Source organism: Ilumatobacteraceae bacterium (genome assembly GCA_033344875.1).
Taxonomy (GTDB): Bacteria; Actinomycetota; Acidimicrobiia; order Acidimicrobiales; family Ilumatobacteraceae; genus Ilumatobacter.
Genome location: JAWPMO010000001.1, coordinates 3,091,611 through 3,114,286, shown reverse-complemented (window position 1 = coordinate 3,114,286; position 22,676 = coordinate 3,091,611). Strand labels below are relative to the sequence as shown.

The following is a 22,676-nucleotide window of genomic DNA, read 5'->3' as shown; positions in this document are numbered from 1 at the left end:
CGGGCGACGTCGTCGATCAGCGCAACCGTTCGGCGTCGCCAGATGGATCGCTCACGTCGTCGAGCAACGCTCGCCGGTCGACCTTCTGCATCGAGGTCACGGGGAGGGCGTCGGTCAGTCGGAGCGCTTCGGGCAACTTGAAGTGCGTCAGTCTCTCGGCTCCGAACCGACGCAGTTCGTCGAGCGTCGGCAATGAACCGACCGTCGACGGGACGATGACCGCGACGCCGATCTCGCCCATCACGGCATCCGGCCGCGGAACGACGACGACGGAGCGAACCCCCGGGTGGCTGTTGAGCACCGCTTCGACCTCTTGGGGATACACGTTGTATCCGCCCCGGATGTACATCTCCTTGCTGCGACCTGCCAATCGGAGACAGCCCTGATCGTCGATCCGTCCGAGGTCGCCGGTGTGGAGCCATCCATCGACGATCGTGTTCTCGGTCGCCGCTGGATCTCCCCAGTAGCCCGTCATGACCGAAGGTCCGCGAACGCACACCTCTCCCACGTCGCCGATACCGGTCGGGTCATCGTGACGTCCGATTCGCAGCTCCAGGCCCGTGCGTGGCCGGCCGACCGTGTGGTACCGCTCCTCGTCGGAAGCGTCGATGCTCGTCGCAGTTCCCATTCCGCCTGATTCGGTCATCGAATAGCGTGTCGTGTACGGCGCCGCGAATCGTCGGGTCGCCTCGTCGACGAGGTCGGGAGTCGATGGCCCGCCCCCGGTGACGATCCGACGCACCGACGACAGGTCGTACGTCGCGAACTCGGGTACCTGCAGCATCAAGGCGATCTGCGACGACACGCCGTTGACGGCGGGCATCGCGTATCGCTCGATCAGCTCGAGTGCGTCGGCGGCGCGCCAGCGATCCATCAGACACAGGGTCGTGTTCATCTCCAGATACGTGTGAAGCCGCAGCATGAAACCGACATGGGCGAACTGGGTCCCCGACAGGATGTGCCCGTCGGCCGCCCACGGGTCGGCCAACTCCGACGCAAGGACGGCTCGCAGTTGGCGTTCCCCGAACGTTGCTCCCTTCGGGACCCCGGTCGTTCCGGACGTGAAGACGATCGCGACCACGCGGTCGTCGTCCTCGGGAATCGGCGCAGGGACATGGCCCTCGACGCGATGATCGGCCATCACGTCGTCGGGCCGTGTGGCGGGTCGGACCACGACAGCGTCGACCTCGTGCGGGAGATGTTCGACGCTCTCGCTCGTCGTGACGACGAGCCGGGCACCTGAGATGTCGATCAGCGATGACCGTTCGGTGGTCGTGAGGAGGGGGTTGACGCCGGCGGTGATCGCGCCGAGTTTGGCCAATGCCAGATAGGTGACCGCGTACTCGGGACCGGAGGCGAGCGAGATCACGACCGGGTCGCCGGCCGTGACGCCCCGACGGACGAAGGTGCCCGCGACTTCGTCGGACCATCGATCGAGATCGTTGAACGAGACCGTCCAGCCGGCCGGGGTGATGATCGCCGCCCGATCGCCGCTGCGAGATGCAGCGCGCCTGATGATCGATCCGATCAGCGTCATGCGGCGCTGCTCCAGGTGACCGGAAGCGCTTCGAGTCCGCGGACGACGAAGCTGTCGCGCCAGGTGACGGCCTCACCGGTCAGCACGAGTTCCGTGTCGGTCGTCACGAGTGCACGGAGTGCTTCGATGGCTTCCAGGCGGGCGAGGTGGCTGCCGAGACAGAAGTGGATTCCGGCGCCGAATGCGATGTGGTCGGCCGCGTTCGTACGCGTGATGTCGAAACGGTGAGGGTCGGGGAACCGCTGCGGGTCCCGATTGGCGGCCCCCTGCGACGGGATGACGATGTCGCCGGCCGGAATCGTCGTCCCCGCGATGTCGATGTCTTCGATCGCGAACCTCGGGAGGGGACCCGTGGAGCCGAGCCGCAACGTCTCCTCCATGGCGTTTTCGGTGCGCGCCGGTTCGGACCGCAGCAGTGCGTACTGCTCCGGATCCTGCAGGAGGTGGTACATCGAGTTCGTGATCCGATTCGCCGTCGTCTCGTGTCCGGCGACGTGCAACATGAGGCACATGCCGACGATCTCTTCGTGGCTGACACGTTCGTCCCGTTCGGTCTCGAGGAGCAACGAGACGATGTCGTCGGTCGGGTGTCGTCGGCGCTCGGCGATCAACTCCTCGAAGAAGTCGAGACAGTCCTGGAGGAGCGCCTGCGCTTCGAGCGTCGCATCGGAGTCGGCGTCGGGCTCTTGGAGACGGATCAAGGCACCGGACCATCTCGCGAACTCATCGAAGCGTTCGAGCGGCATGCCGATGATCTCGCTCATCACGATCCCCGTCAAGACCGTGGAGAACTCGCCGTGGAGATCGAACTGGTCGCGCGCCCGGACCTCGCTCGTCAACCGATCGATGGCCTCGTGGATCCGCTCCGAACGACGTGCCACGGCGTGCGGCGAGAACGCACGGGCGACCAGTCGCCGCAGTCGGGTGTGTTCCGGCGGGTCGGCGTACAGCATCCAGGTCGCGAAGATGCGCTGAACGGCGCCCGACGCTCCTGAAACGTCGCCGGATGCCGGGGCGTCCGATTTGCGGAGGTCCGCGAATCGTGCGTGACGACTGTCGCGACTCCAGCGCCGGTCGCGCAAGACCTCGAGCACGTCATCGAAGTTGGTCAGGATCCATGTTCCCGACCGCGACCGATAGACGGGATCCTGCTCGCGTATCCGATCGAACAGTGCGTACGGATCCGCGATCAAGGACGCTCGGTCGGGATGGCCGGGCGTCATCCAGATGTCGATGTCGTCGTCGAGCGTCATACGGTCGTCGTTGCCCCGTGCCGATCACGATCCCGGTCGCGCTCACGGGTGATCGCCGCGGCGACGACGCGTCGATGGTCGGCGGCGCTGCCCCAACACCTCGACAGCGCAAACGTGCGTTTCAGGAAGAGGTGCAGGTCGTGTTCGACCGTGTACCCGATCGCCCCGTGACACTGCAGCGCAGTGCGTGCGACCGTGACACCGGCATCGGAGGCGAGCGCCTTGGCCATCGAAACGTCCCGGCGGCGCGTCGGCTCGCCCCGGGCGATCGACCACGCGGCGCGGTGCACGGCGGGTCGGGCGAACGACACCTGCATGAGTGCATCCGCGAGCTGGTGCTTGACGGCTTGGAACGATCCGACCGGTACGCCGAACTGGCGACGCTCCCGCACGTAGTCCGCCGTCATCGCCAACATCGAGTCGGCCAGGCCGAGGAGCACGGCGGCGGTCCCGAAGGCGCCGCGGTCGCGCGCGAGTGCGATCTCGGCTGCGTCGTCGGTCACGATCGAATCGGGGGAAGGTGACCACACCACGGTGGCGATCCGCCGCGAGCGGTCGACCGCGGTGTCGGGAACGAGCTCGACCGATTCGCGATCCACGAGATGGAGCGCACCGGCGCGTTCGTCGAGCAGGAGCAGCCGGTCCGCGTCGGCAGCACATGGAACGTTGGGGCCGCCGAGATCGGTCGAGATCAACGTGCCGTCGACCACCGACGGATCGAACGCCGCAGCGACGATCGCGGACTCGACGAGCGGGTGCGGCAGAGCGGCCCGTCCGGTCTGTTCGAGCACGAGTGCCGCCCAGACCTCGTCGAGCCCGAGCCCGCCGTGCTGCTCGTCGACCAGGAGCGCATTGACGCCGAGGCCGACCAGTTGATCCCAGACCGCACGATCGAGCTGTCCGGCCGGTGCCTCCCATGCGGCGCGGACCACGTCGGGGCCACACTGCTCGGAGAGGACCGCTCGCGTCGCGTCGGCAAAGGCATGGTGATCATCATCGAACGAAAAGTGCATGGGTCACTTCCTGGGGAGACCGAGGAGACGTTCAGCGGCGATGTTGCGCTGGATCTCGTTGGTCCCGGCGTAGATCGGACCGGACAGGGCGAACTGGAATGCCTTCGACCACGCATGCTCGAGTTCGGCATCTGGGCCGAGCAGATCGAGCGCGAGTTCGTGGATGCCGATGTCGAGCTCCGACCACCAGATCTTGTTGATCGACGACTCGGCTCCGATCGACGCCCCGTTCGCGAGCTGGGTCACGGTTTGCAGCGTGAAGAGTTGGTAGGCCTCGGCCCGCATCCAGACGTCGGCGATGTCGTCGGTGACGGCGTGGTCGGTCTCGGAGGCGAGGTCGACGAGCCGATTCACCGCAGCGGTGAATCGTCCAGGAGATCGCAGGGTGAGACCGCGCTCGGAACCGGTCGTCGCCATGGCGACCGCCCAACCGTCGTCGACGCCACCGAGCACCACCCCGCCAGGGATCGCGGTGTCGGGCACGAAGGCGTCGTCGAAGAACACCTCGGCGAAACCCTCGTCACCATCGAGTCGGCCGAATCCGCGGACCGTGACGCCGTCGGCGTCGAGCGGAACCATCAGGTACGACAGGCCGCGGTGCCGTTGCTGCTCGGGATCGGTGCGGAACAATCCGAACAGGTGCGTGCAGAACGCGCCTCGCGTCGTCCACGTCTTCTGGCCGTTGAGCAGCCACCCGTCGTCGACGCGCTCGGCTCGACACGTCAGCGAGGCGAGGTCGGAACCTGCGTTCGGTTCGGACCAACCCTGGCACCAGAGGTCGTCTGCGGCTGCGAGCCGAGGCAGGACGTGGTCGCGCTGCGCATCGTTTCCGAATTCGAACACGGTCGGCGCCAGCAGGAAGATCCCGTTCTGCGTGACCCGTTGCGGGCACTCGGCGCGGTAGTACTCCTCCTCGAAGATCAGCCATTCCCACAGCGAGGCGTCGCGCCCGCCGTACCGGCTCGGCCACGACACCGCAGCCCAGCCACCCTGATGGAGCATTCGCTCCCATTCGAGGTGCTGGGCGAACCCGGTCTTCGTGTCACCCGATTCGGGGCGGTGGTCACACGACTGGAGCCACTGATCTCGGTGCTCCACGAGCCAGTTGCGTGCTTCGTGCCGGAAGTCGTCCTGTTCCGGCGTCCATCGAAGGTCCATCGTCAGGTCGACAGGATGACAGATGAGCCGTGACCGAACAGGCCCTGGTTCGCGGTGATTCCGACCCGAGCGCCCTCGACCTGACGGTCGCCGGCCTCGCCGCGCAACTGCCACGTGAGTTCGCAGACTTGGGCGAGCGCCTGAGCGGGCACCGCCTCACCGAAACAGGCCAGCCCACCGGACGGATTGACCGGGGTCCGACCACCGATCGTCGAGTGTCCGTCACGCAGGAACTTCTCCGCTTCGCCGACACCGCAGAGTTGCAGGTTCTCGTACCAGTCGAGTTCGAGTGCGGTGGACAGGTCGTAGACCTCGGCGACGTCGACGTCATCAGGGCCGAGACCCGCCTCCGCGTACGCGGCGGCGGCGATGGCGTCGCGGAACGCCGTGTCGGACGGTGTGACCACCGCGCTCGAGTCGGTGGCGAAGTTGGGCATCTCGATGACCGTGTTCGGGTAGGTCGGCGTGACCGTCGAGACGCCACGGACGCGAACCGGACGAGCATCGTCGAGTCGTCGTGCGTAGTCCGCGCTGCACAGCACGACGGCGGCCCCGCCGTCGCTCGTCGCGCAGATGTCGAGCAGTCGGAGCGGATCGGCGACGACCGGCGACGCTGCGACGTCGTCGGTCGTGACCTCCTTGCGGTACCGAGCGTTCGGGTTGTGGAGACCATGACGGGCGTTCTTCACCTTGACGTGGGCGAAATCGTCCGTCGTCGCTCCGTAGAGGTCGATCCGGCGGCGGGCGTACAAGCCGAAGTACGTCGGGTTCGTGGCTCCGAGCAGACGGAACCGCAGCCAGTCCGGATCGTCCCAGCGATCACCGGCAACCGGTGCGAGAAAGCCCTTCGGTGTCGTGTCGGCCCCCACGACCAATGCCACTTCCGACAACCCGGCCATGATCCGGGCGCGGGCGACATCGATCGCCTGGGCGCCCGAAGCGCATGCGGCGTACGACGTCGCCACCCGCGCCCCCGACCAGCCGAGGGCCTGAGCGAACGTCGCGCCGGCAACGTATCCGGGATAGCCGTTGCGCACGGTTTCTCCGCCGACGATGAAGTCGACGTCGGTCCACTCGATCCCGGCGTCGGCCAGCGCGGTCCGCGCCGCTGCGACACCGTACGTGCTGAAGTGGCGCCCCCACTTGCCCCAGGGGTGCATCCCTGCACCTGCGATCACGACGTCATCGTGTTTCATGACTGGTCTCCTTCGGGTCGCCAGCGCCACATCAGGTGATCGTGCTGGTCGTCGCTGTACAAGGTCTCGATCACGAGGGTGACCTGCATGCCCACGGCGAGATCGTCGACGCCGAAACCCTCCGCGACCTGGCCGAGCACGATCAAGCCGTCGTCGGCCAGGTCGACTGCGGCCAACGCGAAAGGTTCGTATGGGTCGGTGGTGGGGATGTAGGGGGGTGGCGGTTGATATTGGGCGTCGGTGTACGACCAGATCGTTCCGGTGGTCGCGAGGCGGTGGGACTCGAACCGGTCACTCGCGCAACGCGGGTTCGGGCACGGGGTCGACTCGCTCGGTGGCGGGAACACCACGGTCGAGCATTCGACACATCGTGCTCCGATGAGGGCGGGTTCGGGTTCGAGTTCGAACCACCCGTCGACGGCGGGAATCGGTGTGCGGCTTGCGGTCTGGCTCATCAGGCCCTCTCTGGTGTGGCTCGTGCGCTGCGCGCATCGATCTCGGTCATCAGGTTGGCAACGGAGGGAAGGTCGTCGATCGCGCCGACGACCTGACCGGTCGGGAGAATTCCGGCGCCGACTCGGCCCTCGACGAGACCGGACCGATCAGCATCGGTGCTTCGGTGGCGAGCATGGTCTGGGTCCATGATCGGACTGGTCCACGCTTCATCGCAACACCTTCGCGGATCAGGTCGCGCCGGCTGGCACCGGCGAGAACGAGTGGCCCGTCCGCCGATGGCGATTGTCATCCTGGATTCGAGTTCGGCGACGATGTCGGCGAGATCGGTGCGTGTGTCGAGACTCATCGGCTGAGGTCCGTGCCTCGGTCCGTTGCGACTTCGTGTCGGCCGACACTTGGCGGGGCGTCGGAGACGAATGCACCCACGATCACCCTGCGGGTGCCATCGTCGGTGGGGCTCACCTCGCTAGCCATCAAGAAGATTGTAATCTATTGCATGTTGGATTGCCAACGGTGCCGACGATGGTCACGCGGGCGGACGGAGCAAGGTCCACGGTCCTCGACGCTCGAGCACCGTGCGGTGCAGTTCGCCGACATCCGCACCGGTCGGACCTCTGGAGAACCCGGAATCGCTCGCTATCCTGACGGTCGCCAACTCGGGGACGTAGCTCAATTGGTAGAGCATCTGCTTTGCAAGCAGAAGGTCGTGGGTTCGATTCCCATCGTCTCCACCAGGTCTGACCAGGCATGATACGCTTGGAGGTAGTCCGGCAAATCGTGGATGTATCAGCGATGTATCAGCCGCCGGGCGCCGATCAGCCTCGGGGGTGGCGACATGGCGTGGAAGCCAACCGGTCAGCCGACAGTCCGCAAGCAGCGTGACAAGTGGGTCGTGCGTGTCGACGGGATCGACACTGCCACCGGCAAACACCGCCCGCGGCAGATCGGGACGTACGCGTCGCAGCGGTCCGCTCTTGCCGCAGCGCGGTCGATGAAGGCCGAGGATCGGTCGACCGAACGTGGGACGGTGAGTTGGCTCGTGCGTCGCTACGTGGCCGGCCGGACCGACATCACCGAGAAGGCGCAGGAGCAGTACGCCTGGGCGATCCCGCACATCGAGGACGGTCTCGGTGCGATTCCCTTGGCGACGTTGGACCGGGACGATGTGGCGCAATGGATCGAAGCGCTCGCCGCTGGCGGACGGCTGTCGAAGCGCAGCGTGCAGATCTGTCGGACGGTGCTGAGGGCGGCGTTGACGGAGGCCGTCGACGAAGGTCTGATCTCCCGATCGCCGGCGGCTCGTGTTGGCTTGCCCCGGTCGGTGGCGAAGCCGGTCAAGGAGAAAGAGACGGTTGCGTGGACGGCGGAGCAAGTTGACCGCTTCCTCGCCGCCACCGCCGACCATCGCTGGGCGATCGCGTTTCGGCTGGGCGTGCTCTATGGCCTGCGTCGGAGCGAGGTGCTCGCATTGCGTTGGGACGACCTCGACGTGAAGGCGAACACGTTGCGGATCGACGAGAGTCTGGTCGCGACCAAGGCGGGACCGCGATGGAGCGACGCGAAGAACGAACGCTCGAGACGCACGATCCCGATCGACGACGACACGATGCGGGTCGTCGCGAAGCGAAGGGCCGAACAGGCGGCAGAACGGTTGGCAGCCGGCAGCGAGTGGGAGGACAACAACCTGATCATTGCGACGCGGTCAGGTCGACTGGTGCTCCCACGATCGTTCGATCGAGCCTTGGCCACCATCATCGAACGGAACAACCTCCCCGGACTCACGTCCCATGGGCTGCGCCACACGGCCGCCACCCACATGGTCCAGGGTTCGACAGATCTCGGCGAGCTGAGAGCGATCGCCGACCTGTTAGGCCACAGCCCCGAGATGCTCATGAACACCTACGCCCACGCCTTGCCCAACAGCCAAGCCGCCGTCGTCGAGCGTCTCCGCCGAGGGCCCGAGCAGCGCGGGTAAGCGGTCAGGAACGCCTGGGTTGTTCGAGCTATCCGCTCGCCCGCGAACTCGGAGATTATGGGGCGCCCCAAGTTGCCGATCAGGCGTGCGACTTCGGCTCCTCTCTGTCAAGAGGTGGGTTCGGGGTGGGCATATGAGGACGTCTGTTGGCGTGTGCCGTCCGCGTGATCAGCTCGCACCTCGAGGCTGATTCTTCGTTGCGGCCACACCCCGAACCCGACGCCGAGGTTAGACCGGGGTCGGTCGTGGTTGCATCGGCTTGCCGTTCATCCGCAGTGTCGCTGGTGACCGATACGACGGTTCACCTTGTCGTGTCGATGGCCGGCGTGGCCAGGTGTCGTCTTGGGTTTGGTCGTCTTGCCGGTCGACTTGGAGTTGGCGCCACACGGCGTCGGTCACACGTCGTTTCAGACAGCGGAGTGCTTCGAGGCGGCTCTTGCCTTCGGCGATCTTGCGGCGGTAGTAGTCCCGTCCGGGGGTGTCGAATCTGATCTGGGTGACCGCAGCCATGTGGATGGCTCGGTTGAGTTGACGGTTCCCGGAACGTGACAGTCGATGCCGGTTCACATCACCGGATGACACTGCGATCGGGGCGGTCCCGCAGTAGCTCGCGAAGTGATCACGGGTGGCGAAACGGGAGACGTCTTCGACCTCACCGAGAATCAACGCAGCGTTGATCGGCCCGACCCCATACACCCGCGTCAACGTGGTGCCCGACGCCTTCACGGTGGCGTTGATGCGCTTGGTGATCTCATCGATCTTCAGATCCAGCCGGGCGATGTCGTCGATCAACTCCATCGCGAGCTCAACCCGCATCTGATCGGCGACGTTGTCGACCTCAAGTGCTGTGAGCAGGTCAAACGCATGCTCAGCTGACAGTGACAGTCGCGCCCCACCCGAGATCAGTTCGCGCAAGAACCTGTGCAGCCGGCACACCGCGGAGGTGCGTGACCGCACGAGTTCGGTGCGTCGATCCGACAACAGTTTCAACGCCACGTTCGGACCGTCAGGCTGCACCCGACGCAGATGCTTGGAGTGGATCGCAGCACGAGCGATCGCGACCGCGTCGGTGTGATCGGTCTTGGTGCCGTGCCCGGTCGAATACACCCTCACCCGAGTCGACAACTTCGCCGGCACATCGATCACCGTCTCACCCGCGGCGACAAGCCGTTGGGCGATGTTGCGGCCCATCCCATTCGCACCCTCGACCGCCCAGACCCGCTTCGGGAACTCGGCCACCGCCGCGAACATCGCGGCCAGGCCGTCGTCGTCATGGACAAATCGGCGTCTCGTTAACAACGTCTCGTCGCGTTCCAACACGACGATCGTGTTCGACACCTTGTGCGGATCGAGACCGATCACGACTTCGTTCAACATCACAGATTCCCTTCTCTCGTTGCAGGTTGTGCGACGGAGCAGGGCAACGCCTCTTTGAGCTGTGCAGACCTCTCTTCAGCCACGACCCCGTCTCGAGGTTCAGGCCGCAAGCCGAAAGCAGAGCCACGCCGCGCTACAACGCGTCGGGCAGCCGGAATACCGAGCGAACCATCCAGAACCCCGACCCAAAGGCTGGCCGAGCCCCCGGATCACCGTCAACTATGACAAGAGGCCGGAAGCCGAGTACGGGACAGCCCGTTCTCGGCCGCGATTATGAGCTGGAGCAGCGCGCTGTCCCCGATTGGAAGTGAGGATATCGCGCAGGTCTGGGGCGATGTCGAGCGTTGAAATGGACGCCGACCAACGGACTGACCTTAGAGCAGAAGCGTCACTCGTCAAGCTCCGGTGTGACGCAGTCATCAAATATCCTTTCACCGACGGCTTCGATCGCGTCGTTGAACGGCGCACTTGCGATCAGTTCCATGCTCGCGGCCGGCGCGTCGGCCAGAATCTTCGTGTCCTCAGGGCTCAGCGTTTCGACCGCATCTTCGACGCACGATCGGTCGAGTTCGACACCCGCCACGTCGGCGAAGTCGAGGAAGAACTGTGTCGCAGAATTTGCATCGCTCGAGGAGTCAGCCTCGGAGCCGCCGCAACCGGCGGCGGCCAACGCGACCGTTGCGCCGCCGAAGAGAGTTCGCGTTGCGCTTCGCTTCATCCGTGCCTCCATGATCGGGTCAAAGGTCTGAATCCACACTTCCACACCGGCCAGCTACCACGCGTCGAACTTGACGTTCGGACGCCTCCGCGCCGCATCGCGGCCCCGGTGCGGTGCCACGTAATATGCGAACCAGTGCGCCGGCATCGAGACGGGGCGAGTTTCATTCGTTCGATGACACGGTTCCGAAAAGGAGTAGCCGTCGGTTGCCGTCGCTGCCGGTCAGGAAGATCCGGTCGCCGATCGCCCGGAACTCGAAGAAGTCGAAGGTGGTGCCGTCGTCCAATTCTCGTAGGTCGTCGACGTCGATGCGCTCCCATTCGGCGCCGTCCGGGCTGACGAGCACTGACGGGCTGTCGTAGTTCGCGACTGTGACGAACCCGAAGTCTCCAGCAGAACGCCCGTCTCCCTCGGTGGGCTGGATCGATTCGAATGAGCGCCCGTCGACGGTCGTCCAAGCCCGTGACGGGATACTCGTGTCGATCAGCATGACGTCGCCGTCGACGTTGCGGTTGAAGTAGCCGTCGGCTGCGTCTACCGGGAGGGCCAGTCGATCCCAGGTGAGGCCGTCGGCCGACGACCACGCTGCGAGCGTCTGATTCGCTGGGGGCGACGACGAGCGGTAGGCCATGAGCGTTCCGTTGAGTTCCGCGAACCGAATACGGTCACCGACTCCCCAGGGAACATCGATCGATCGGAGGGTGCCGCTGTCGAACTCGTACAGCTCGGTGACGGAGACACCTCCGGCGAAAAGCTGGACTGGGTCGGCACCGACGAAGCCGGGCACACCGTTGACCCCGAGCACGACCGTGCCGTCCTCGTCGAGCAACTCGGCACCCTGCGGCGTCTGGCGCACCGAGTAGTTGAAGAAAGACGTGCCCAGCGCATCGCGCGTGCTCGTCCACGAACCTTGGTCGAGTTCGACGCTCACCGACGACCACTCGTCGGTGCCCGTCACCATGTCCCAGTCGGGAAGGACATGGCGATCGACGACGACCAAGGTGCGTCGCGCGAGCGAGAACGGGAGGCCAAGCTCGTCGCCTCCGATGCTGCTCGTCAGCTCGAACGGTGCCTCGACGCCGACGCGGAACTCGGGCAGCTCGAGCAACTGCTCGCCAGTCCCGGTGTCGTAGGTGAGCACCGCCGGCTCGTGGTCGAACGCGTCGTCACGGGCAACCCACTCCACTCCGTCGATCACCCGACGGACGCCGTCACTGACGTTTCGTTCCCACGATTGCCCGCCGTCGACCGACCGCCACGTCACCGAGGTGTCCCGGTCGCGCCCCACCAGCACGCCGTCCTCGTCAACGCCCGAGATCAGTTCGGGCAGATCGGTGCGGGTGCCGATCACTCGACTCCACGTGATCAAACCCACGCTCGAGTCGGTGACGACGACTTGGTCAGGTTTCGGCAATTCCGCCAGTGGCGGATCGCGTTCGATCGATCCGGGGACGTCGGTGACGGAATCGGCGTCGTCGCGAGCCAGCGCGCCGACCGCCACCACGACAAGCGTAACCACCGACGCCGCAACGAGTCCGCCCGCCAATGGGCCGATCCAACGCATCGACCGAGGGCGCCGCTCGATCGGCGGCGCAATCGGAGCTCGCCCATGCATCTCGTCGCGATCGACCGGTTCGACGCGATCGTCGACGAGTCGACCGTACGCCCGCAAGAGTTCTTCGACATCAGTCATTGTGGGACACCTCCAATGCGTCACGGAGCTTTTCGAGACCCCGCCGCAGGTGATTGCGGACGGAACTCACGGAGATCTCCAGCAAGTCGGCGATCTCGCCGTAGGTCCAGTCGAAGCTGTGGCGGAGGACCACGACGACCCGCTGGTGTTCAGTGAGCAGATCGAGTCCACGCTCCAAATCGGGCTCGATCCACGGTGCGCGTTCGGTGGCCGGTTCCTGACCGGTCAACGGCACAACGACCGGCTCAGCGCGAACGGCGTTCGCGCCCACCCGATACAGATACCCGACCGGGTTCGCCATATTGCGCACACGATCCCAGTGCTGCCAGCTGTACGTGAGCGCATCAATCGTCGCCTCGCGACCACGCTCGGCGCCGTGCCGGGCGACGAGCGCCCGTCGCAGTCGAGGTTCTGCATCCGCGACGAACGCGTCGAAGCCGATGACGTTCTCGATCGCGGTATCGGGGCCAGCTCCCATCACCGAAGAAAGGGCGGTGAGGCCTCAAATGTGTCACGCGGTAAGACGAAGATCTCGACCGCAGGTGTCAATCGAGACCGACGGCACGGCCAAACAGATCTCTCACCGACATCGGACCCCCGATCCACCCGGGTCGATACTGCGTCACAGCCGAGCATCGATGTTGACTCGGCCATTCGCCTCGGTTCGATCCCCCTCGACACCGCCCATCCGATCACCAGCTCACATACTCCGCCATCGGCGATCAGACAGCAAACTGTTGCGCATCGCTTCATGCGCGAGGCGGGGATGCCTGACGCAGTGCTCGACCATGTGATCAAGTTAAAGCGGGTCAAGCAGATCCGCGACCTGCCGGACATGATCGCTCGTCAGGCCGGTGTGTGACACGCGGGGCTTCACTCAGAAACTGCGGGCCGGGTTGCTGCTCGAGACCTCGTTCAGGGCCACCCGATATCGGCGCCCGGTAGTCACGACCGCCGTCGAGCAAGCCGCGTCACAGAACGGCCCTTATGCCGGTGATGTTGTCAAGTGGGTCTGGTAGAGCTGGTCGACTTTGTCGGCGGCGGCGAAGTATTCGTCGGCGACGGTGCGGTCTGCGATGCGGGCGTAGACGAGGGTCATGCGCATCGATCGGTGCCCCAACATCGCGGACACAGCTTCGAGGCTCATGCCGTTGTTGATCGACTGCGTCGCGAGCGTGTGACGCAATTGGTGGGGATGGACGTGGCCGATCCCGGCGATCCGGGCGCAGGCTTTCACGACGCGACGAACGACGTCGACGGACAGTGGCCTGCCCTTGTTCGAGATGAGCTGGCCGGTGTCGTTCGGGCCGTTCCAGGCCAGCCAGTCCCGGTGCAACTCGATCAGCGAGGGATGCAGCGGGACGTAGCGATCGGTGTGGAGTTTGCCGACCGGCACCCGCAGCCAGTTCGTCTCGTTCATCTTCACGATGGCGTCGTCGGTGAGCTCACAGAACTCGGTGACGCGCAGTCCGGTGCGGGCCAGCATCTCGACGATGAGTCGTCGTTGTGGATCAAGTCGGACTGCGGCGGCCATGAACTTGGCGGCCTGGTCGTCGTCGAGGAACTTCGGAAGCGGCTCGTCCATCTTGGGAAGGTCGGTCCACATGATCGGGTTCCTCGTCGGTGTGTCGGGATGGTCCCATTCGATGAGCCGCTCGATGACAACGCGCAGCATCGACAACCGAAGATTGATCGTCGACTTCTTGAGCGGCTGGCCGTGCTGGTTCTCACGGGTGGCGAGCCAGAGCTTGTAGTGCTCGATGTGTCGACGGTTGACCTGTCGCAGCGACACGACGGCGGGGTCGTGGTCGATGATCCAGCTGGCGAACAATCGCAAGGCGACATCGACCGAGTTGATCGTGCCCGGTCGAGCGGTCACCGAAATCTGATCCATGTAGCTGCGGGCAGTCGCAGCGAGGACCGGAGCGTGTGCGCCGATGCGTGCCCAGCGCTCGTCGACGGGCTCGTGTTCGATCGCGAGCATGGTCATGACGCCACGACCTGGCGGCCGAGTGCAGCCTGGGCATCAACGGCTTGAGCTGCACGTATGTACTCGCCGGCGAGCCAATCGTTGGCGAGGTGCAGGTAGATCTGCGTTGCTGAGATCGAGCGGTGACCGGCTTGGGCTTGGAGTGCTTCGAGTGCCATGCCGGCCTCGCGGAGCCGGGTGAAACAGGTGTGGCGCAGCTCGTGACACGTCGCATGCTCGAGCCCGGCACGCGTGCGCGCACCCAACATGATCTCATCGAGCCCCTTCGCCGTGAGCGGGCGGCCACGGTTGGGTCCTTTCAACACGACGAACACGAACGGCGTCTCCGCGTCCGCCGGTCGCTCGTTGTCCAGATAGCGGCGGAGCGTGTCGAAGAAGCGCGGCGAGATCGGCACGATGCGTTGATGGCCGCCCTTGCCGTCAGCGATGAACAAGCGGCGTTCACCCCAACGAATGTCCTGGAGTCGCAGGCCGAGCACTTCGCAACGCCGCAGACCGGCGAGCAGCATCGCGTCGATCATCGCCCGATCCCGCTCCTTCCGGAGCGCTCCGACCAACTTGTTCACGTCGTCGTGATCGAGGATCTGTGGCAGGTGTCGGATCGGTCGGACCAGTGGGATCACACGTCGGTCGCGGGTCACGGGGGCACGCACTGGCATGCCGCGCTGCACCGGGTTGTGGTCGAGTTCTCCGAGTGCGACGAGGTGCGCATAGAACCCCGCGAGCGTCGACAGGCGACGTCGGATCGTCGACAACGCCAACCCGTCGGACTGGTCCATCGGGACCACCGTCGCATGGGCCGAACCGGTCCGCTGCACGCGGATGAACTCGAGCACGTGACGGCGTCGGACGTCGAGCGGGTCGACGTCGATGACGGTGAAGAACACCTTCAAGTCGTAGACAACCGCCAACGTCGAGTTCGGTCGAAGCCGCGCATGCACCGACTCGAGATAGTCGTCGACGAGCCGGTGGCCGAGGGTCGGGGCGACGCGCGAACCCGGGTCAGGAAGCGTCAGCTTCGGAAACGAAATGGGCTTCATGTGATCCTCCGATCACGCCCGCTGCACCATCGTCACCGACGGAACAAGCAGGCGGGTGGATCACCGACATATCTACCCAACCGTGACACGAGATAATTCCCGATTAGAAGTGAGTGGCTGCGCAGGTACGGCCATCTGGATCTGGCTACGGGATTCGCCGAACCAGTCTCAGTCAATGGCGCGGGAAGTCACCTCGCGTTCGGTACGAATACTGCTATGGCTGGATTTCGACCCATGCGAGCCGTGTGATCTCGCCGAGTTCGTCGGTGACGATCAAGGACCGGTCGGCTTGGATGTCGATCGTGAACTTGCGGGTGAGGAACGGGATGAGCGTGACCTCGTCTCGAGGACGGTCGTTGTCGCCGTAGGCCGTACGGTCCCCGAAGATCTTTGGATCGGCCCCGGCGAGAAAGCTGTATCGGTTCGTTCCGGGTTCCTTGACGAGTACGCCGAGGGCGCCGCGGTCGTCTGTTTGGTATCCGTAGTTGGGGTCGTCGTAGGAGGCTGAGGCGTTGAGCAGGTAGACGATTGGCTGTTCTCGGCCGTGGTAGGCGGTGATTTCAATGGACCGTTCGTTGTAGACCTCATCGTCGGTCTTGATCGGGTCACCGTTGGCGTCAGCGATGACGTAGCGAGACACGCCGATCGCGGCTACGTAAGGAGCGAACTCGGGGTACTCCAGCATCTCCGAGACCCCCAACATGTCTCGAACGAGGGGGTTGTCATCGAGGCTCTCTTGGCTGAGCGGTGGTGTCGGGATCCAGTCTTCGGGCACGTCCTCAGCATCGTCGGGCGTTCCGGGCGCGACCGTTGGTGTGTTCATGTCGGATCCCGTGGTCGGTTCCGGGTGCGATGGGACGAACACTGCTGCGTCTGCGAAGAACTTGCCGTGCACGCTGACGATCGACGTGCTGATGATGACCGCTGGTTCGTCGCTGGAATCAGAGGTTTGGGTTTCGAACCGTTCCGGCGAGGCGAGGTACACAGGGGGCGCGCTACTGAGAGCGATACCCGAACCGCATCCGACGGGGAGCGATTCGTCGATCGTCCAGCACATGAGCCATTCATCGGCGCCAACGTCCAGGAAGGCGATTCCGGCGAGGGTGCCGGTCCAGTCTTCACCAAGCTCGAACGCTGCGAGTAGCTCGGCAAGTTCGGGTGACAAGCCGTGGTCGGTGGGCCACGGCATCCGTTCGGTGCGTTGGGTCAGCTCGGCCGGTGTCGCGGCCGGCGGCCGATCGACAGACACGGCTGTCGTTCCGACGGTGACGGTGGTCGCTGGCAGCACCGACGGCGGCGATGACGGCGAGCTACTCGGGGACTCGCCGACAACATCGTCTGGACCGCATGCGCTCAGCATTGCGGCGAGGCAGACGAGTATGGAAACCACCATCCCGCCGCGTCGTGGAACGGCTGAACTCGCCGCCGGTTCCCGCATTCGTCGATCATCTCACCCAAGAGGTGTGGACCGCAACGGGCCGACGCACATCACTGCGTCTCGGTGATGCGTGGCCCTATGGGACTGGGAATGGGCGCCTCGCCGCTGCCGGCGGGTGGTATGGAGATCCGTGCCCGCGATTGTCTGCGGCTCATCTGTCAGAGGTCGATCCCAAGCTGGATGGTCGGCTCCGCGGGAGCGGCCCCCGCTTGCCGCTGGCCTGACATTGGGTGGGATACCGCCGTCGCTACCACGACGCCGTTGGCCTCGCACCAGTCCGCGAGCGGCCCAGCCAGGTTTCGGTGGTCGAGTTCGGCTGACTGGGTGAGCGAGTGGATGGCGCCTACGAGAGCTCCGGCCTCGACCGGCTTTCCGAGTGCCCATTCGTTCCACGTGGTGAGGGATGTGTGCTCTCCGATTGCTTCGGTCAGTTCGAGGGTGAGTTCCGCTCCGGCGGTCTCCAGCCGATCGGCTGTCTCGGCGGCGTGCTGACGCTGGACCCATGTCGCTCGCTGCTCGGCCTTGAGCGGGGCGGCGTTCTTGGCTGACTGTTCGAGTGCGGCCTGAAGCTCGGACCGATTCGCTGTCAGCTCATCGCGACGGGCGCGAGCACGTCGGCCAGCGAGTACGCCCGAGCCGTTCACCCGGTATGCAGCGGCGGTGATCTCAGCTGTCAAGCGGTCGACGCCGTGACGCAGTTCCGCGACGTGTTGGTCGTAGCCAGCGAGGCGTTCGTCAGCCTGAGCGACATGGTGCGCGGCGGTTGCGAGGTCCTGCTCTGCCTGCTTGCGGTGCGAGTCGAGTTCATCCAGTCGGACTTGCAGGCCGCTGACGCGATCGACGACGCGAGTGCGAGCCTCGTCGAACCAGGCGGGGATCTGGCAGCGTGGCGTCGGCGCAACGTGTCGTCGACATGGCTGCAGCTCGGCGAGTTCTCGTCGTTGCCGAATGGCGGGGAGGTCGGCGCGGTCGTTGACGAGCACGCGGTCGAGTACCTCTCTCGCGTCGGCGACGTCGTGGGTGTCGGTGACGACGAGCATCATGTTCTCAGCCTGCCCTCGTGTGATCGCGACGTACAGGCCGCGGCACGTCGTGGCCGGCGAGACGAGGGTGATGGCCCGGTGAGCGTCGTCGGATTGGTTACCGGGTTCCGTGGCTGCGTATCCGAGTTGGACGAACTCGTGGACGTAGTCGGCCGGCAGCGTGACGCTCCCGTGTCCGTCGATGCGGGACGCGGTGAGATCGCCGTTGTCGCCGATGTGAGTGACGGTCCAGTAGTCACGATTGCGGACGTGGTCGCCGCCGGTGGTCACGAGGCTGCGACAGTTGCGGCGAGTGACGACCGTGTCGCCGACGTGGGCGTGTCGACTATCGGCGATCTCGCCTGACCGAGCGCCGAGCTGACCGACTTCGATTCGCGTCTGCTGGATCCGGTCGTTGAGGGCCGCAACATGATCGTTCGACATCGTGGTGATGGCGACTCGGCCGTGCGGGCTGTGGCGCTGCCAATAGTCGGCGATCGTGTCCAAGTGCTCGTCGAACCACCCGGCGACGATGCGTCCGCTGCTCTCGTACATGTCGAGGCCGGATGGATCGCCATGGCGGATGCGCAGCGAGGCGGCGGCCTCCCACGCGTGGTCGAAGCGATGCAGGCGCTCGAGTTCGACAACACGACCCATGTCGCACAGCTCGGCGAACATGCCACCCCGACCCACGGCCTGCAGCTGGTGCGGATCACCGACGAGCGCGATCCGCCATCGCTGTTCGCGGCTGAGTTCGATGAGATGCCGGAGGTCGGCGGTGTTGAGCATGCCGGCCTCGTCGACGATCACCGTCGTGCCGGGCGCGAGTCGCCATTCGGATCTGGGTGGACGGTCGGGCTGCCGCCATTCGTAGAGGAGCTTGGCGACGGTGTCGCACTCCATCGCCGTGCCTTCCTGGAGCACCCGCGCCGCCTTCGCCGTCGGGGCGAGCCCGTAGACGGGTCGGGCTTGGCGATCGAGGTCATCGACGGCGGCGCGCAGCATCGTGGTCTTGCCGGCACCTGCCGGGCCGACGACCATGGCGAGCGGGTCCTGCCCGGCAACGTCGGCCGCTGCTTCGGCTTGGAGCATGTCGAGTTGGCCGACCTCGATCGTCTGCGAAGGCGACGGCGGAACGGTGCTGTATTCGATGGCCCACGTGATGATGACGTCTTCTTCGAGGATCACCTGCTCGCTCGTCATGTGTGACGTCACCGGCGGGAGCCAGACCGACCGCCCATCCGAGGTCCGCCGACGAGCGCCATCTGCCGGCGGGTCGAGCGCGACGCACTGCGCCAGGACCTCGTCGACTGCCCGGTCGAGCTTGGCCACCCACGTCGCGTCGTCGATGCCAGGCTGCGGTGATGTCGCGTCACAGATCGTGCGCAGCACGTCCATCCGATGCCACGTCGACCGCCGATCGGCCAGCTGAGAGAGCACCTCGCTCACCGAGAGCTTCTCGTCTGGGTCGGGGTTGGCGCGTGCCGCCGCTTGGATCTCGGTGATCAGTTGACTCGGCGTGACGCCGACCTGCGCTGCTTCGTCGAGCCAACGTGTGCGCAGATCGGTGACGGCCGCGCCCGTCTTGCGGCTTCGGGTGTCGGCGGCGGCCTCTCGTTCGAGCGCTGCTCGCTCGAACCGGGTCGGGTCGCGACCCTCGCGTGCGTAGAAGCCGGTCAGCTTGTCCCGCATCGCGATGCCGATCTCGGCGGTGCGCTTCGAGAATTGTTCGAGCAGTTTCTCGGGCACGCCCGCGATCTCGGCCTGTCCGTTCACGATCTCGTCGAATGTCACGCCGTAGCGAGCGGCGAGTTCGGCTCGGAGCACCGACTGGTACAGCCCGCCGAGCGCGCGCTGATGCTGCTTGAGGACGCGGCCGTCGAGCGCGAGCCATCGCCCATCGTGGGTCTGCACCTTGTTCGAGATGACGACGTGGGTGTGCAGTTGCGGATCGTCGGCGCGTGAGGTGGTTTGGCGGAACGCGGCGGTGATGAGTCCGTGGGTGTCGAGATGTTGCCGGCCGCCGTTGGATCGGACGCGAGTCGTCGCTCCGTGACGTTCGAGATAGTCGATCGCAGCGCTGACCGCGACGTCATGACAACGGGCGAGCCCGTCGTCGCTGGTGAGTGCCCAGAGCACCGACAGCGACTTCGGCGCGGAGAACGTCGCGTCGAACCCGGCGACGGAGCGGATGACGGTGCCGTCGGAGCGGAAGGTGTCGACGAATGGCCGACCGAGCGGTGTCCCAAGGCTTGGGTCATGGCCGGTGAGGAGCAGTTCGAGCGCGTCCGTGGTGACGTCACCGCCGAGCCCAAGGAGCGCAGCCTGGCGGCCATGCCAGTCGCCCGGCTGCTCGCCGGGAGTGTCTGTGAGGTACTGCGTGTAGTAGGTCGCCGTGGCGGTGGCGCTCGCTGCGTAGATGGTGGAGACCCTCAACATCCCTCACACCTCCGGCCGGGCACCTGTCTGTTCTTGATTTGTCGCGAGGGGTCGGTGCGGTGAGCGTTCATGGCGGACCTCAGACGCGTCGAAGCCGCTGAGAGTCGGACGAGCGACGAGCGCGCTGCGAGGGAGCGGAGTGCGACGTGGTGTCAGCCGGCGGCGAAGTGGCGGCTGTGTCGAGGTCGAACGGCGGCCATGTGATCGGGCAGCCGATCATCGTCTCGAGAGCGACACGTGGGAACCGGCGTTGTCCGCCGACCTCGACGTTCGGAATCCCGACAGCTCCGTCGGACTCGCCGAAGCGACGAGCCTCGGCGTAGAGCGTGGTGCGCCCGATACGAAGAACCGCCATCGCCTCGCGAGGCGTCAGCAGATCCGGCGCAGCACAGGTGTGCGGCGCGGCAACGTCGCCGACGGAGCTCATCACCCACTGAAAGCACCGAACGAGGTACCTCCGTTACGGAGGCCCCGCTGATAGACCCTGCAGACGCCTACGAGATTGGCCCGCGGGACTGAATGTCGCGGCTCTCGTCGGCCACACAGATGCAAACCCGGGTTTGGAGCAGCCGACGGTGCCTACGGATTCGGCACGGCAGACGTTATGGTGACATCGTTGCAGGCGATGATCGAACGAGACGCACGATGACGATGTCGCTTCCGTCCTACGGAAAGCCTCCCGTCTACGAGGTCGCGCTGGCGGTGCAGTTCGAGACGGACCGTCCATTGAGCTCGGCCGACCTTGCGAGCATCCGGTCGCTGCTCGAGCCTGACTACCCGATCGTTCGTGACATGCCGCCTCTCGGACGAATGACGACCGACCTCGAACGGACCGTCGAGTTCGAGTTCTCGAGCACGCCGCCGGTTCCTCGCTACTGGTTTCTCTCTCAAGACGAGTCGCACCTCGTTCAGTTACAGCGAGACCGAATTGCCGTGAACTGGCGCCGGCAAGGGAACGACCCGTACCCCCGGTACGACACCATCAAGCCTCGGCTTGAGAAGGCGTGGACCTTGCTGGTGCAGCACCTCGGCGAGTTCGGATACGAGGAGCCTCGTCCTGATGTGGCTGAGGTCACGTACGTGAATCCCATCGAAGCAACGCCGGGAATCTGGGAGCAGCCGAGTGAGCTTGGTGCTGTATTCAAGCCCTGGAGCGGTGACCTCAATGATGAACTACATGCTGAACTTAAGACGGCCGCCTTGAACCTTCAGTTCACATTGCCAGGAACCGATGGAGGTTTGAGGGCTACAGTCCAACCAGCAATGAACAACGAGACGGGGCGTGCAGCGCTGATGCTGACTCTTGTCGCACGAGGGAATGCTGAGAACGAAACATTCCAGGGCGCTTTGCGGTTCCTAGACATAGGACACGAAGCAATCGTGAGAACGTTCACCGCGCTAACCACGAACGAGATGCACACACACTGGGAGCGAATCCAATGACTGCTGTACTAGCCAAGAGCTCAGCGATCGGCAACGAATCGCACTGGAGCGTGGAGGACGTTACGACAGACGAGGACGTTCGTAGCTCGGCGTTCTCGGACGACTGGCTGCCCTTAACTGCGACAATCACTCTGTACATCGAGCCCACGCTGCGTGAGGCGGCCTGGCTGGATGACTTACTGGACGACCTGCGGGATGTGGTTGCCCTGAAGGCGAACTGGAACGGCTGCGGCGAGCGCTCGATTCACGCGTCGAGTGTCAAGCGAGCCGTGGACATTCTGAACCGTATGCCACCGACCATTTCTCGGCCCCACGTCGTGCCCCTGTCGTCCGGCGCTGTGCAACTCGAGTGGCATCGTCCAGATTTGTCTGTCGAGGTCGAAGTGCCACCGGAGGGCCCCGCTGTTGGCAACGCCTATTCCGACGATGATGAGATCGACATTGAATGGAAGGTTGCAGGCCAGCCCAACGACGGGCGAGGTGTGGCTCAACTGAACTCGCTGCTTGCGGACCGCATCGCCTGAGCGTTGCCGCCTTCGCAGCCAGAGCCACTTGACCCCGACGAGCTGGTCTGGCGTCGGGTCCATCCGAAGCAATACGTCCCGGACGATTCGGGACGGATGAAGGTCTCGACCGCTGCGTTCAAGGACCCCTCGCTGTCCGTCGATCGTCGGCGCATAGTGGAGGCGATGGGTGAGGACCATCAGTACACCAGGAAGGACGGCGTCGGTGTCGCAGAGTTCTCAGTTGAACTTGCGGTCGGGCTCGGTCTGGACTGTGTGTCGGACGAGACGGACGACAATCCGGCTCACGCACTCATCAACGGCAAGAAGACGAGGCCCATCTATCGTCGCCTTCGTGACGGAAGCACGTTTCTGGAATAGCCCCGATGCGACGGTCTATGGAACTCTGAGGCAACCGAGTGCCC

Annotated in this window: 18 protein-coding genes and 1 tRNA gene; 6 read left to right on the top strand and 13 right to left on the bottom strand. The window is 65.1% G+C overall.

Translation table 11 applies throughout. The annotated features are described in order from the left end of the window. Positions 1-16 precede the first annotated feature (16 nt). From R8G01_14730 to R8G01_14705, 6 genes are read right to left on the bottom strand one after another with little or no spacing between them, the layout of a single operon-like run. A complete protein-coding gene (locus tag R8G01_14730) occupies positions 17-1,537 on the bottom strand; it encodes a class I adenylate-forming enzyme family protein (protein MDW3215253.1) in 1,521 nt (506 codons plus the stop codon). Then, positions 1,534-2,790, bottom strand: a complete 1,257-nt coding sequence (locus R8G01_14725) for a cytochrome P450 (protein ID MDW3215252.1) — start codon at positions 2,788-2,790, stop codon at positions 1,534-1,536. Before R8G01_14725 ends, R8G01_14730 begins: the two co-directional genes overlap by 4 nt. Further along, entirely contained in the window at positions 2,787-3,803 is a 1,017-nt protein-coding gene (locus R8G01_14720) for an acyl-CoA dehydrogenase family protein (protein MDW3215251.1), read from the bottom strand. Before R8G01_14720 ends, R8G01_14725 begins: the two co-directional genes overlap by 4 nt. Before the next feature lie 3 nt (positions 3,804-3,806). Continuing rightward, positions 3,807-4,961: an acyl-CoA dehydrogenase family protein gene (locus R8G01_14715; protein ID MDW3215250.1), complete on the bottom strand. Its 1,155-nt coding sequence runs from the start codon at positions 4,959-4,961 to the stop codon at positions 3,807-3,809. Between the two features lie 2 nt (positions 4,962-4,963). Further along, positions 4,964-6,157: a lipid-transfer protein gene (locus tag R8G01_14710; protein MDW3215249.1), complete on the bottom strand. Its 1,194-nt coding sequence runs from the start codon at positions 6,155-6,157 to the stop codon at positions 4,964-4,966. Continuing rightward, complete coding sequence (locus R8G01_14705; protein ID MDW3215248.1) at positions 6,154-6,612, bottom strand: OB-fold domain-containing protein; 459 nt, start codon at positions 6,610-6,612, stop codon at positions 6,154-6,156. Before R8G01_14705 ends, R8G01_14710 begins: the two co-directional genes overlap by 4 nt. A gap of 659 nt (positions 6,613-7,271) precedes the next feature. Here R8G01_14705 and R8G01_14700 point away from each other — a divergent pair. Together R8G01_14700 and R8G01_14695 are read left to right on the top strand one after the other, a co-directional pair. Further along, a tRNA-Ala gene (locus R8G01_14700) sits at positions 7,272-7,347 on the top strand. Between the two features lie 101 nt (positions 7,348-7,448). Further along, positions 7,449-8,588: a site-specific integrase gene (locus tag R8G01_14695; GenBank protein MDW3215247.1), complete on the top strand. Its 1,140-nt coding sequence runs from the start codon at positions 7,449-7,451 to the stop codon at positions 8,586-8,588. A gap of 228 nt (positions 8,589-8,816) precedes the next feature. On the opposite strand, the gene R8G01_14690 is transcribed toward R8G01_14695, so the two are convergent. From R8G01_14690 to R8G01_14680, 3 genes are all read right to left on the bottom strand, one after another. Beyond that, on the bottom strand, positions 8,817-9,965 hold the full coding sequence (locus R8G01_14690; protein ID MDW3215246.1) for an IS110 family transposase: 1,149 nt from the start codon (positions 9,963-9,965) through the stop codon (positions 8,817-8,819). Between the two features lie 388 nt (positions 9,966-10,353). Next, positions 10,354-10,728, bottom strand: a complete 375-nt coding sequence (locus R8G01_14685) for a hypothetical protein (GenBank protein ID MDW3215245.1) — start codon at positions 10,726-10,728, stop codon at positions 10,354-10,356. 118 nt (positions 10,729-10,846) lie between these two features. After that, on the bottom strand, positions 10,847-12,184 hold the full coding sequence (locus tag R8G01_14680; protein MDW3215244.1) for a hypothetical protein: 1,338 nt from the start codon (positions 12,182-12,184) through the stop codon (positions 10,847-10,849). 310 nt (positions 12,185-12,494) lie between these two features. Here R8G01_14680 and R8G01_14675 point away from each other — a divergent pair, with 310 nt between their 5' ends. Beyond that, complete coding sequence (locus R8G01_14675) at positions 12,495-13,238, top strand: hypothetical protein (protein MDW3215243.1); 744 nt, start codon at positions 12,495-12,497, stop codon at positions 13,236-13,238. Between the two features lie 123 nt (positions 13,239-13,361). Here R8G01_14675 and R8G01_14670 read toward each other — a convergent pair whose 3' ends face one another. The 4 genes from R8G01_14670 to mobF form a co-directional block, all read right to left on the bottom strand. Further along, positions 13,362-14,366: a tyrosine-type recombinase/integrase gene (locus tag R8G01_14670; GenBank protein MDW3215242.1), complete on the bottom strand. Its 1,005-nt coding sequence runs from the start codon at positions 14,364-14,366 to the stop codon at positions 13,362-13,364. Next, entirely contained in the window at positions 14,363-15,406 is a 1,044-nt protein-coding gene (locus R8G01_14665) for a tyrosine-type recombinase/integrase (GenBank protein MDW3215241.1), read from the bottom strand. The genes R8G01_14670 and R8G01_14665 overlap by 4 nt, the downstream gene beginning before the upstream one ends. A 214-nt stretch (positions 15,407-15,620) precedes the next feature. Further along, on the bottom strand, positions 15,621-16,655 hold the full coding sequence (locus tag R8G01_14660) for a hypothetical protein (GenBank protein MDW3215240.1): 1,035 nt from the start codon (positions 16,653-16,655) through the stop codon (positions 15,621-15,623). 347 nt (positions 16,656-17,002) lie between these two features. After that, a complete protein-coding gene (gene mobF / locus R8G01_14655; GenBank protein ID MDW3215239.1) occupies positions 17,003-20,305 on the bottom strand; it encodes a MobF family relaxase in 3,303 nt (1,100 codons plus the stop codon). Positions 20,306-20,950: 645 nt separating this feature from the next. Here mobF and R8G01_14650 point away from each other — a divergent pair. The 3 genes from R8G01_14650 (at position 20,951) to R8G01_14640 (ending at position 22,632) form a co-directional block, all read left to right on the top strand. Further along, the gene (locus R8G01_14650) at positions 20,951-21,748 is read left to right on the top strand and encodes a TIGR04255 family protein (protein MDW3215238.1); all 798 of its coding nucleotides are present in this window, start codon (positions 20,951-20,953) and stop codon (positions 21,746-21,748) included. After that, positions 21,745-22,272, top strand: a complete 528-nt coding sequence (locus R8G01_14645) for a hypothetical protein (protein ID MDW3215237.1) — start codon at positions 21,745-21,747, stop codon at positions 22,270-22,272. Before R8G01_14650 ends, R8G01_14645 begins: the two co-directional genes overlap by 4 nt. Before the next feature lie 96 nt (positions 22,273-22,368). Next, complete coding sequence (locus tag R8G01_14640; protein ID MDW3215236.1) at positions 22,369-22,632, top strand: hypothetical protein; 264 nt, start codon at positions 22,369-22,371, stop codon at positions 22,630-22,632. The last annotated feature ends 44 nt before the right edge of the window (positions 22,633-22,676 follow it).